The sequence below is a fragment of the Methylocystis parvus genome, assembly GCF_049675845.1.
GTDB lineage: Bacteria > Pseudomonadota > Alphaproteobacteria > Rhizobiales > Beijerinckiaceae > Methylocystis > Methylocystis parvus_A.
The window spans coordinates 613,587-625,157 of record NZ_CP187161.1; the positions used below are offsets into that span (position 1 = coordinate 613,587).

Genomic DNA, 11,571 nt, shown 5'->3' on the forward strand with positions numbered 1-11,571 from the left:
CCTTGCAAGGTTAGACGGCAGGAGTTGGGATTTTCTTGGGGCGTGAACCCATTATTTTATCGGCGCTCCCTCCACGCCGAAAAAAACGGCGCCGTCCGAGCCAAAAGCCAAAGCGCTGCGCCAGCATTGCAAGACCAATCAGCGCGCCGAGAAACACAAAAACAGCCTCCACCGCCGCAGCCGCAAGGCCGCCGAAAACCAGCGCCCCGCGCCCAAGCGTCGCGAAAATCGCCCGCGTCGCCCCGCCTCTCGCCGAGGCCAGCCGAGCCGCCTTGCGCAACTCCGCGCCGTCTTCCGCAATCGCCAGAGCGTCCCGCGTTCCACGCGCGCCCGCCCGGCGGTAGAGCGTGGCGGCGTCCTCGCCGAGCGCGCGGAAGGTCGCTAGCGCGCCGGGGCGCACGACTTTCGCCGCCGCCACGCGAGCCGCAGCGACATCGAGCTTCGCAGCCGCCGAAACGCCAGCCGCCAGCGCCTCGCGATCGACGGCCTTGGCCGCGGAGGCGCCGAGCGCCTTGGCGAGCGGGCGCGAAAGCCGCCCTGCCTTCTGCGCGCCCTTGACGATGGTCAATCCCGACCGCGCCGGAAGCATCGCCCCGACGCTCGACCAAGTGACGGCGGAGAGCGCCAGCCCCGCCGCCGCGAGCCCGACGACGAGCTGGTCCGGCTCCTCTCCGCGCTTGAGCTTCTCGCCCTCGTTCCAGAGATCGCGAAGATCGCCATAACCAGTCAGATCGCCGACCAGCGCCCCGGCCAGGGCCGCGCCATTGTCGCGGGCGCCGTGGAGAAAGCCTTCCGTAAAATCCTCGACCGCCTTCTCGTCCGCCTTGGCGTGAAGCACCGCGAGCCGGGCCTCTTGTTCAGACGTCGGCGCAAGCCCGCGCGGGCGGCCGAGCTCGATGAAGCTTCTGGCGAGGCCTTCGTCGCCAGCCTTCAGCGCGGCGTCGAGTTCCAGCGAAAAGCGCGACGGCGAGAGGGTTTGGTCGAGCCGCGCGCCCGCCAGCGCGACGGGGTCGTCCTTTGCCCCCGCAAGATGCAAGCCGTCGAGCGCGGGCGCGACGCTCCGGGCGGCAAGCCAGAGGAGGAGCGCGGCCAAGGCGATAAAGAGTGGAACGCGGGCTCGTGCGTGAGATGCCAACATTATGGGGATGTAAGCATGAGCGCATCTCGGCGCGAGATGCGGCACTACAAACAGGCGCGGCTGCGCTATGCCGAATTCCCTTGCAATTCACTCGGTCAAGCGTGGTAGAAGGCGCTCTACCCCGTTTCCACAGGGAAATCCTATGCCCGAAGTCATCTTCACCGGCCCGGCCGGCAGGCTCGAAGGCCGATTCCATCAGTCCGCCACGCGCGGCGCGCCGATCGCCATCATCCTGCATCCGCATCCGCAATTCGGCGGGACGATGAACAATCAGATCGTGTACCACCTCTATTATGCTTTTGCCGAACGCGGCTTTTCGGTGCTGCGGTTCAATTTCCGCGGCGTCGGTCGCTCACAGGGCTCCTTCGACCATGGCTCGGGCGAACTCTCGGACGCCGCCGCCGCGCTCGACTGGGCGCAGGCGGTGAACCCGGAAGCGCGCGCCTGCTGGATCGCGGGCGTCTCCTTCGGCTCCTGGATCGGCATGCAGCTTCTCATGCGCCGGCCGGAGATCGAGGGCTTCGTCTCGGTGGCCCCGCCGGCCAACCGCTTCGATTTCTCGTTCCTCGCCCCCTGCCCGTCCTCCGGCCTCTTCATCCATGGCGATCAGGATCGCGTGGCGCCGCTGAAGGAAGTCACGGGGCTGATCGAGAAGCTGAAGACGCAGAAGGGAATCGTCATCGAGCACGCCGTGGTCGAGGGCGCGAACCACTTCTTCGAGAACAAGGTCGAGCCGTTGATCGCGCATGTCGACGCCTATCTCGACAAGCGCCTCGGCAACCCGCCGCGCATCGCCATTCCCGCGCGGGGCGACTGAGGTTCGTCACCCACAATCCGCTGCAAAAAAGCCCCTCCTGCTTCGAGACGCCTGCTTTGCGGGCTCTTCAACATGAGGGGCTTTTTTCGTTGGGCGGCCGCTTAGGCCTCATGCTGGAGAGCGATCGAAGCTCGCGTCTCGAGCAGGGGGCCGCCCTGGGCTCTCTTCACGCCGCCTTCGCCTTCAGACGCGGCACGATTTCCTTTTCGATCGTCTCTTCGTCCAGCCCCTCATAGGTCGACCACTCGACCACAGGTCCCGGCCCGACGACGAAAGTCGCCGGCACGCCTTTCGCGCCGAGCGCGCGCTGGAGATAGGTGTTCTCGTCCATTCCTATGGCGACGAAGGGATTGCCGTATTTGGCGAGAAAGAACTTCGCTTTCGTCGGCGGATCCTTCACGTCCGCGCCGTAGATTGGCGCAAGGTTCCGCTTGGCGAGCGCGACGATGTGCTTGTGCTCTTCGCGGCAGGTCGGGCACCACGACGCCCAGACGACGAGAAGCGAACGCTTCCCGGCAAGATCGGCGCTGGAGAAGCCCGGCATGGGCTCGCCCTTCGCGTTCAGCAATCCTGGCACCGGCGGCAGATCGAAATTTTCGATCGAAAACGGGTTGAAGAGCCGCGCGCCAATGTCCTTCTTTCTCCAGACATGCTCGACGACTGCGGCCCCCGCGCCCAGCCCGGCCATGCCCATGGCGCCGAAAATCAGGCTTCGGCGCGACGCGAACCACTCTGTATTTTCGCCCGACGCATCGGAATTAATGCTCATTGCCCTCACCCCGGTCTGCACGAAGGCGACCGGATAGGATTACTTTGAAACTGGTGAATGAACCGTCATCCGCGCCGATACAATCCTCGGTCGAGCGCAGATGATAGATAAGTCCGCGCTTTGCTTGCTGTATACCAAGGCCGGGCCTCGGGGACTCGCCCCACCCAGAACCGTTCCTCCCGGGATTATGCGCGCTAAGCGCGAACGTCGGCGTTTAACGAAGCAATTTCTTCATGCCTTTTGAGCAGTTTAGAGCGTGACAATTCTACTTCGGAAACTACCGCGCATGGCCTTGCTCGAGAACGTCCACCCGGCCGATCCCGACTCTGTGGACGAAGACCTGATCCAACTTGTACGCGTCGAGCAATTGGACATGGCGCTGCGTCTGGCGCCGCTCTCGATCGGGCTGGTCACGCTCGGCCTCATCTTTCTGAGCTGGCTCTTCTGGGCGCCGGGCAAGGAGCTTTACCTGTCGGCCCTGGCCTTCAGCGCGGTCGTTCTCGCCGCCGTAAGCCTCACCTATTGCAAGCGTTGGCGCGAACGCCGGCGCCCGGACGGGCTCGCCTCGGGGGAAGTCCTCAAAATTCGCGCGGTCGCCTTTCTCTATGGCGTCATCATCGGCAGCATCTCGCCGATGATCTATCTCGAAGGCGACGACCGCGTGAGGTTGCTCATCGCGGCGGCGGTGGCCGGGGCCATCGGCAATTGCATCACCATTTCCTTCATGCCGGCGTTGGCGATCACCTATATCGTGCCGGTCGTCTCGCAGTCTTTCGTGACCCTCGCGGCGACGGGCGAGATCTTCAGCATTTATGTAGCCGTTCTCGAAGTCTTCTACGCGCTGTTCATGTCCTTCCTCACGCTGTTCCTTAGCGCGCTGGTGCACAAGCGCGTGGCGGCGCAGGTCAATCTGGAGCGAGAACAGGCGCTGACCAATCTGCTTCTCAACGACTTCGAAGAGAGCGCGAACGATTGGCTCTGGGAGACGGACGACGATATGCGCCTGCGGCACGTGTCGGACCGGCTCTCCCAGGTCGCCGCGCGCGAGAAGCGCCTGCTCAAGAACATGCCGATCACGGAGCTTTTCACGCCCGAAGGCGAGGACGGCGCCGAGGCTTTTGCGCGGCTATGCGAGGCGGTGGCGGCGCGCCGCGCCTTTCGCGACGTTCTGCTTCCGGTCTCGATCGAGGGCGAGCGCCGCTGGTGGCTGGTCAGCGGCAAGCCGATCGTCGTCGGCAATTCGCGCTTCTCGGGCTATCGGGGCGTCGGCGCCGACATCACGATCAAGAAGCAGGCCGAAGACCGCCTTTCCTTCCTCGTGCATCACGACGCGCTCACCAGCCTGCCCAACCGCGTCTGCTTCCAGCAGCGGCTGAGCAAGGCCGCCGTAGATCTCTACGCAAAGGGTGCGCCTTTCGCCGCGCTCTGCCTCGATCTCGATGAATTCAAGAGCGTCAACGACACGCTGGGCCACGGCGCCGGCGACAAGCTCTTGCAGGGCGTCGCCCAGCGCCTGACCAAACTTCTCGGGCCGAAGGCCGTCGTCGCGCGCCTCGCGGGAGACGAATACGCCGTGCTGCTCTCGGGCGCGCAGGCCTGTGACCGCGAGAAACTCACCACCACCTGCGCGGCGATTGTCGCGGAGCTGGGCGTGCCCTTCCCAATCAACGATGCGCTTGTGAATATCGGGGTGAGCATCGGCGTCGCCGTCGCCCCGCAGGACGGGGTGCAGGAACTGATGCGCCGCGCCGACCTCGCGCTCTATCAGGCCAAGCGTACGGGCAAGAACGCCTATCGCTTTTATCAGGCGGACATGGACGAGGAGATCATCGCTCGTCGCGCGATTGGCGCCGATCTGCAGGTCGCGCTCGAGCGCGGCGATTTCCTGCTCTACTTCCAGCCGCTCGTGAACGCCGCGACCAAGAAAATCCAGGGCTTCGAAGCGCTGGTGCGCTGGAACCATCCCGAGAGGGGCTTCGTCTCCCCCGGCGAGTTCATTCCGATCGCGGAAGAAATCGGCGCCATCTCCTCGCTGGGCGAGTGGGTCATCGAGGAAGCGTGCCGCGTCGCCGCCACCTGGCCAGCGCCCGTTCCCGTCGCGGTCAATATCTCGCCGATCCAGTTCCGTCATTCCGATCTGCCGCAAATCGTTGCGGACGCGCTCGAAAGGCACGGGCTGCCGCCGCATCGGCTCGAGCTGGAGCTCACAGAGTCGGCCTTCCTCGAATCGACGCCCGCGACGCAGAAGATCCTGCATCGCCTCGCCGAACTCGGCGTGCGCCTCTCGCTCGACGATTTCGGCACCGGCTATTCGAGCCTGAGCTATCTGCGCCGCATCGCCTTCCACAAGATCAAGATCGACCAGAGCTTCGTGCACAACCTGCCCGACGACGAGCGTGACATGTCGATCGTGCGCGCCATCGTGGACATCGCGACCACTATGGGCGTCGCAACGATCGCCGAGGGCGTCGAGACCGAAGACCAGTCCCGCGCGCTGCTCGCGCAGGGCTGCCATCAGTTGCAGGGCTATCTCTTCAGCCGGCCCGTGCCGGCGGATCAGGTGCCGGCGATGCTGGCGACGGCGTCTCAGAACAAACAGGTGAGCGTCGCGGCTTGAATGCGCACCACCGGTGACGCCCCTCGTGCTTCGAGACGCCTGCTCCGCAAGCTCCTAAGCATGAGGGGCTTCTGAAGCTCTGGAGATCACCTAGGCCTCATCCTGGAGACCTTTGCACGGAAGCGGGTGTCTGCGCGAGACGGGTTTAACGTGCCCGTGGGCCGCTGTTGGATCTGTCGGTTTGGGCGGCGGGGATGCTTCGCCTGGACAGACCAGCGCTGGGCGGACGCTCCCCGGGGCGTCCGCCTTGCCTTCACTGCGCCGCGAGGACGCGCCAGCGACGTAGATTGAAGGCGAGGCAGAAGAGCGTGAGATCGGCGGCGTTGCGTAATTGCGAAAAGGCGCGCATGCGGCCGAGCCGATAAGTTCGCTTCATCGTGCCGAATAGGCTTTCGACCGCGCGGCGAACCAGCGACAGCTCATGATTGCGCGCGACGTCCGCTTCCGTCAGGGGCCGGCCGCGCTTGCGGCGCATGAGGCCGTCGCCCAGTTCCCGCCGCGCAAGCTCCGACCGCAGTCCGTCGCTGTCATAGCCGCGATCCGCATAGACGGTCCCCGCCGCCTGATCGAGAAGTTGCGGCGCGACCGAGACGTCCTGCACATTGGCCGGCGTCAGCCTCATGTCGCGCACGAGGCCGGAGCCGGCGTCGACCGCCACATGCATCTTGTAGCCGAAGGCGAAACGGCCGCGTTCATTGGTCGTGCCGAACCGCGCCTCCTTGTTTGTCGGTCGAACTTGTCTTTCCTTCATCCATGCGCGGGCGTCTGGCGGCGCTCGTCACCAGCGTCGCGTCGATCAGCGTGCCTTGCTTGACCATGAGCCCCGTCGCCTCGATCTGGCGATTGGCCTCCGCCAGCAACGGGTCGAGCAGATCATGGCTCCCAAGCTTCTCGCGGAAACGCCAGATGGTCGAATGATCCGGCGTCGGATCGCCGAGCGCGAGGCCGGCGAACGCCATGAAGCTCAGGCGATCCGCCAGCGCCGTCTCCATTTCCGGATCGGAAAGGCCATGCCATCGCTGAAGGAGCAGCGCCTTGAACATGACGAGCGCCGGATAGGAGGGCTCGCCCCTCGCCGCGACCGGAATCGCCCCGAGCAGCTTCTCGAAGGGCGCCCAATCGACGAGGCGCGCGATCTCCATCAGAGCCGAAGGCCGGGATTGAGGGCGCTGGGCAACCAACCCATCGACAAAATCAAGCTGGCCCACCCGGCGCTTCGGCATGATCATCCTCCCGCTCTGCCGGGAGTGAATCACGCCGAAACGTTTCGTGCAAAGGTCTCCATCCTGAGGAGCGAGCGAAGCTCGCGTCTCGAAGGACGAGGCCGCCTCGGAAGTTTGACTGCCGATTGAAGCTCAGGCGGCGCCTGCACGCGCCAACCGCCCGCCCGGCAGCGGCTCGGGCGCGCCGGTGGTCGTCGGGAAGGTGAGCGGCAGACCCTCGATCACGCGCGCGGCGAGATAGGCGAAGGCCTGCGCCTCCATCGAGTCAGCGGACCATCCCACCGCATCGGCCGTCGTGACCTTGCAGGGCAGACGCATCACGAGCTCGCGCACGAGGATCGGGTTGCGCGCGCCGCCGCCGCAGACGATGAGCAATTGCGGCTGGTTCGGCAGATGCGGGATCAGCCGCAGAACCGACGCCGCCGTGAAGGCGGTGAGCGTCGCGGCGGCGTCCTCCGTCGAGAGCTTGGCGACCGGGTCGAGCGCGAAGGCGTTGCGGTCGAGCGATTTGGGCGGCGGTTGATCGAAGAAGGGATGCGCCAGCATCCGCAGCAGCGCCGCCTCGTTGACGCGCCCGCGCGCGGCCATGTGTCCATGCCGGTCGATCGGCGCGCCGGTGCGCTGGAGCATGAGATCGTCGATCAGCGCATTGCCGGGGCCGGTGTCGCAGGCGACCGGCTGCTCGCCGTCGGCCACATAGGTGACGTTGGCGACGCCGCCAATATTGAGCAGCGCCACCTCGCCCTTCATGCCGCCCGCCATGACCAGCGCGCGGTGAAACACCGGCACGATCGGCGCGCCCTCTCCGCCCGCCGCAATGTCCGCCGCGCGGAAATCGTAGGCGACGTCGATCCCGAGCCGGTTCGCGAGCCCCTGCCCGTCGCCGATCTGGATGGTGAGCTTTTGCCGGGGCCGATGCAGCACTGTCTGGCCGTGAAAGCCGACGACATTGATCGAGCCCGGTTCAATGGCGTTGTCCCGCAGGAAACCCTCGACCGCCTCGGCGTGCCGGTCCGTCACCATGCGCTCGGCGAAAGCGAGCACGCCCGGCCGCGCGTCGCGATCCTCCATGGTCGCGGCCTCGGCGAGCGCATTGCGCAACAGCGCGCGGTCGGCGTCGCTATAGGGGCAAAAACCCGTCGGCCCGAAGGCGACTGCCGCATCGCCATCCGTCTCGAGAAGCGCGACGTCGACGCCGTCCATGGACGTGCCGGACATGAGGCCGATGGCGCGGTAGGTGGGCAAGGCGAATCTCCCGGAGCAATGGACGCAGATTACGCGAATTATCGGACCGCACGAATTGCCGCGCCGACCATCCGTAAATTGATGTGAACCTTTGCACGGCGGAGCCGATGCCGGCATGATGCCGCCTCTCCGGGGGAAGGAACATCAAGATTGAGTTCGGAAAGCGCTTTGAATCGGGCGGTTGACGCCAAAGTCCTGGCCTGCCCACGATGCCCGGCCGATCTCAGGCGTGGCGCCGACGGAATTCTCCTTTGCGACTCCGGCCATGAGTTCCGAGTGGAACATGGCGTGCTCGACTTGTTGGTCGCGGCGCCCACCGGAGAGGCGCTTCCCCGCGATCCTGCGGGAGAAGCCGAAATCATCTCGGCCCTTGCCGAACGTCTGGGCCTCAGCGAGGAAGATTTGCGCGCGTCGAAACTGTTTGAGCCCCTGCCCCCAACTGGCAACGCCTTTTTCGACTCGGAGGAAGAGATCTTCCTCGACCGTTTCGCGTTTTCGAACGTCCGGCCGCGCCTGAAGGTGCAGAAGATTTATGCGACCGGGAAGATGCAGGCGGGCGGCGTTCAGATGCTGGCCGTGCGCGTCAGGAACGAGAGCGCGTTTCCGGTCGCCTCTCACGGGGAACATCCCGTCTATCTCTCCTATCACTGGCTCGACGCGGCCGGAAAAGCAGTCGCTTTCGAAGGCCGCCGCACCCACTTGCCAGTGGATGTCAAACCCGGGCAGGCGATCACCGCGCATGTCCAGGTCGAAGCGCCCTCGGAATACAAGCGACTCTCTTTGAAAGTCGTCCCCGTGCAGGAACTCGTTTCCTGGCTGGAGGACGATGGCGAGACGGTCGAGATAGAGTTTTCGTCCGCCCCGCCTCCTTCCTTGCCGCGTTTTGACGACGACAGGCCGTTCAGCGAGGCGCTCGACGATGTCTTATCCGCGCAGTTTCTCGGTCGGCATCTGGACTCCGCTTCCGAGCCGATCCTGGGGCTGGAGATTGGCGGCGGCACAATGGCGGCCCTGTCCAGATGGGCGTGGGCGAATGGCGGGAAGGCGACAGTCATCAATGGCGACGTATCGGTCCGCCTGCTGCGCATCGCCGCGCTCCTCTCCGCCAAGGGTGGGGATACGGTCACCCTCCATGCGCGGTTCGACGCCAATAGCCTGCCGATTCAGGCCGCGACGTTGGACGCCGCCGTTTTCTGCCGGAGCCTGCACCACTTCGAGGATCCTGTCCGCGTCATGCGCGAGTGCCGGCGGGTATTGAAACCCGACGGGCTGCTGTTCCTGCTCTGCGAGCCCGTGGCGACCGAATATGACGAGCCCACGAAGGCCCTGATACGCGCAGGCGTCAATGAACAGATGTTTCCGCTGGATGCATATGACGCGATGATCGCAGACGCTGGTTTCAAGTGGGTGGACGCAGCGTGCGATTGGGGCTTCAGCCTGAAGGCGGCGCTGAGAAAAGCGGGCTAGCGCGGGCCTTCAGTTCGAGAACGTCTTTTCTGTTAGCCGGCCGTCCGCTTCTCCTCTTGTCCAAAAACCACCTTTGTCTGAGCTAACTATAACTCAACTGATTCACCTTGAACTCCTCCCCTCCCAGGCCCAGGCCGCCACAACCACGCTGAGCAGCGCGATCATCGCCCAAAGCCCGAGGCCCAGCGGCGCCACCTCGACGCCCACCAGCGTCGACGCGCCGGTCTGGCGGACGCCGATCCAGTCCGCGCCGCCGTAACGGCTGGCGTCGCGCATCTCGACGATGCGCGGCATGGTCACTGCGTCGCTGCTCTTGCTGAGCCGCCGCACCGTGCCGCCCGTCGCCTCCGCGAGCGGCGCGAGCTTCTCGGTCGTGGACGCCACCTCGCGGAACTCGCGCGGATTCGCCGGGCCCACATTGACGAGCGCTGTCAGGCCGTCGCTCTCGAAGCGCCACAGGCCCATTTCGCTGGCGTCGAAGCGAGCGCGCCACAGGCCCGGCTCGCTGTTCTTGAGCGCGATCTCCTGATGCGCGCCGGAGGGCGAGGTCGCCGTCACAGGCGCAGTCCCGTCCTTCAGCGTTTGACGCTCGACCGTGACCTCGCGTCCGCGCGCATTGGCGCGCAGCGCCTCTTCTTCGAGGTCGGGCTCCTTCATAAGCCAATGCGCAAGCCGTCGCGTGAGGTCGGCGTTCGGGCCGCCGCCGTCGAAGCCGCGCGCCCAGAGCCAGATCTGATCCGTCAGCAGCAAGGCGACGCGTCCCTTGCCCTCATGCGAGAGCACGAGCAGCGGCTTGTCCTTGGCGCCCGAGAGGATCGAATGGCCCTTGAGCACATCTGCGTCGACCTGCCGGAACCACTCGCCCCATTGCGGCGGATCGCTCTTCGCGCCGGGCAGCCCGCGCGTCACGGGGTGCTTTTCGCCGTCCTTGCTGACGCGCGCCTTGAAAGGCTGCTCGAACAGCGAGCCTTCCGGGCGCGCGGGCAACATGCTTTCGAGCGGCGAGTAATAGAGGCCGCGCAGCGTCGCGTAATCCGGCCCCACCGCCGCGAGGAAGGCGCCGCCATTCTCGACATAGCGCTCGATGTTCAGAAAATATTGCGACGGCAGCAGCGTCTGGTTCGAATAGCGATCGAAGATGATGAGATCGAATTCGTTGATCTTGCGCCCGAAGAGATCGGCCGTCGGGAAGGCGATCAGCGACAGTTCGCTCGCGGGCGTGACGTCGAGTTTCTCCGGCGGCCGCAGGATCGTGAAATGCACCAGCTCGACATTGGCGTCCGCGCGCAGCAGATTGCGCCAGCTGCGCTCGCCCGGATGCGGCTCGCCGGACACGAGCAGCACCTTCAGTCGGTCGCGCACGCCTTCGATGGAGACGACGGCCTTGTTGTCGACGAGCGTCAGCTCTCCCGGCGCGGGCGGGACTTCCAGCTCGACGATATTGGCGCCGCCATGCGTAATCTTCACCGGGATGTTGACGATGTCGCCCGGCACGGGGCTGTAGGTCGGCAGTTCCTCGCCGTCGCGGCTCACGGTGATCGGGGCGCGCGCGCCGTCGCCGCCGGTGTCCACGATGCGGGCGCGGATCGTCTGTTCCTTGCCGACAATGCCGAAGCGCGGCGCCTCGACGAGCTCGATGCGGCGGTCGCGTTCGCCCTCCCTGCCGGTGATCAGCGCATGAATGGGCGCGCGGAAGCCGAGCGCCTCCGCCTTGGCCGGAATGTCGTGAACGACGCCGTCCGTAATCAGCAAGACGCCGCCGACGCGTTCCGGCGGCACGTCCTTCAGAGCCTGTTCGAGCGCACCGAAAAGCTTGGTGCCGTCATTGCCGCTGGCGTCGTTGGTGACGGCGACGTAGCGCGTCTCGACGTCGCCGAATTTGGCGAGCGCCGCGTCGAGTGCCTTGCGCGCTTCGTCGGTTTGCGCCGCTCGGGCGCCGAAATTCTGGCTCTCGCTCTTGTCGATAACGACGGCGACGACCGTCTTTTGCGGGTCGCGCTTCTCGGTGACGAGCGACGGATCGGTGAGCGCCGCGAGGACGAGCGCGAGCGCCAAAGCGCGCAGCGCCGTCCCCCGCTGGCCCGCGGCGGCGGCGAGGACGAGCGCGGCGACGCCCGCGATGGCGAGCGCTGCGAGGAGCGGCCAGGGAAGGAGCGGCGCGAAGGTGAGGTTGAGATCGCTCATGGGCCCCCTCCCCAACCCTCCCCCGCAAGCGGGAGAGGGAGCAGACTGTGACCTTCATCGACAATGCTGATCGCGAGCGTCCCCTCTCCCGCAAAGCGGGGGAGGGACAGG

At 65.7% G+C, this 11,571-nt stretch carries 9 protein-coding genes; 3 read left to right on the plus strand and 6 right to left on the minus strand.

The window, feature by feature from the left end:
* Positions 1 to 10: 10 nt before the first annotated feature.
* A complete protein-coding gene (locus ACPFMJ_RS03330; protein ID WP_424362450.1) occupies positions 11 to 1,093 on the minus strand; it encodes a hypothetical protein in 1,083 nt (360 codons plus the stop codon).
* 187 nt (positions 1,094 to 1,280) lie between these two features.
* Here ACPFMJ_RS03330 and ACPFMJ_RS03335 point away from each other — a divergent pair, with 187 nt between their 5' ends.
* Entirely contained in the window at positions 1,281 to 1,955 is a 675-nt protein-coding gene (locus ACPFMJ_RS03335; protein WP_424362451.1) for an alpha/beta hydrolase, read from the plus strand.
* Positions 1,956 to 2,121: 166 nt separating this feature from the next.
* Here the strand turns inward: ACPFMJ_RS03335 and ACPFMJ_RS03340 are convergent, their stop codons facing one another.
* Complete coding sequence (locus ACPFMJ_RS03340; RefSeq protein WP_424362452.1) at positions 2,122 to 2,724, minus strand: redoxin family protein; 603 nt, start codon at positions 2,722 to 2,724, stop codon at positions 2,122 to 2,124.
* 286 nt (positions 2,725 to 3,010) lie between these two features.
* Here ACPFMJ_RS03340 and ACPFMJ_RS03345 point away from each other — a divergent pair, with 286 nt between their 5' ends.
* Positions 3,011 to 5,341 (plus strand): putative bifunctional diguanylate cyclase/phosphodiesterase, encoded by a 2,331-nt coding sequence (locus ACPFMJ_RS03345; RefSeq protein WP_424362453.1) that lies wholly within the window; start codon positions 3,011 to 3,013, stop codon positions 5,339 to 5,341.
* A gap of 253 nt (positions 5,342 to 5,594) precedes the next feature.
* Here the strand turns inward: ACPFMJ_RS03345 and ACPFMJ_RS03350 are convergent, their stop codons facing one another.
* The 3 genes from ACPFMJ_RS03350 to ACPFMJ_RS03360 all read right to left on the minus strand — a co-directional run bounded on the left by ACPFMJ_RS03350 (position 5,595) and on the right by ACPFMJ_RS03360 (position 7,782).
* Positions 5,595 to 6,092 (minus strand): transposase, encoded by a 498-nt coding sequence (locus ACPFMJ_RS03350; protein WP_424362454.1) that lies wholly within the window; start codon positions 6,090 to 6,092, stop codon positions 5,595 to 5,597.
* Positions 6,034 to 6,564: a transposase gene (locus ACPFMJ_RS03355; protein ID WP_424362455.1), complete on the minus strand. Its 531-nt coding sequence runs from the start codon at positions 6,562 to 6,564 to the stop codon at positions 6,034 to 6,036. Before ACPFMJ_RS03355 ends, ACPFMJ_RS03350 begins: the two co-directional genes overlap by 59 nt.
* A 132-nt stretch (positions 6,565 to 6,696) precedes the next feature.
* Complete coding sequence (locus tag ACPFMJ_RS03360) at positions 6,697 to 7,782, minus strand: anhydro-N-acetylmuramic acid kinase (protein ID WP_424363783.1); 1,086 nt, start codon at positions 7,780 to 7,782, stop codon at positions 6,697 to 6,699.
* 315 nt (positions 7,783 to 8,097) lie between these two features.
* Here ACPFMJ_RS03360 and ACPFMJ_RS03365 point away from each other — a divergent pair, with 315 nt between their 5' ends.
* Positions 8,098 to 9,276 (plus strand): class I SAM-dependent methyltransferase, encoded by a 1,179-nt coding sequence (locus ACPFMJ_RS03365; protein ID WP_424362456.1) that lies wholly within the window; start codon positions 8,098 to 8,100, stop codon positions 9,274 to 9,276.
* Between the two features lie 102 nt (positions 9,277 to 9,378).
* Here ACPFMJ_RS03365 and ACPFMJ_RS03370 read toward each other — a convergent pair whose 3' ends face one another.
* Positions 9,379 to 11,460, minus strand: coding sequence for a hypothetical protein (locus tag ACPFMJ_RS03370; RefSeq protein WP_424362457.1), 2,082 nt, complete (start codon positions 11,458 to 11,460; stop codon positions 9,379 to 9,381).
* Positions 11,461 to 11,571: the final 111 nt, after the last annotated feature.

What these genes read in the sequence shown, in the direction of transcription:
- ACPFMJ_RS03370 (WP_424362457.1), bottom strand. Translation starts at nt 11,460, where the DNA reads ATGAGCGATCTCAACCTCACCTTCGCGCCGCTCCTTCCCTGGCCGCTC.
- ACPFMJ_RS03335 (WP_424362451.1), top strand. Translation starts at nt 1,281, where the DNA reads ATGCCCGAAGTCATCTTCACCGGCCCGGCCGGCAGGCTCGAAGGCCGA.
- ACPFMJ_RS03350 (WP_424362454.1), bottom strand. Translation starts at nt 6,092, where the DNA reads ATGAAGGAAAGACAAGTTCGACCGACAAACAAGGAGGCGCGGTTCGGC.
- ACPFMJ_RS03345 (WP_424362453.1), top strand. Translation starts at nt 3,011, where the DNA reads ATGGCCTTGCTCGAGAACGTCCACCCGGCCGATCCCGACTCTGTGGAC.
- ACPFMJ_RS03340 (WP_424362452.1), bottom strand. Translation starts at nt 2,724, where the DNA reads ATGAGCATTAATTCCGATGCGTCGGGCGAAAATACAGAGTGGTTCGCG.
- ACPFMJ_RS03355 (WP_424362455.1), bottom strand. Translation starts at nt 6,564, where the DNA reads ATGCCGAAGCGCCGGGTGGGCCAGCTTGATTTTGTCGATGGGTTGGTT.
- ACPFMJ_RS03360 (WP_424363783.1), bottom strand. Translation starts at nt 7,782, where the DNA reads ATGTCCGGCACGTCCATGGACGGCGTCGACGTCGCGCTTCTCGAGACG.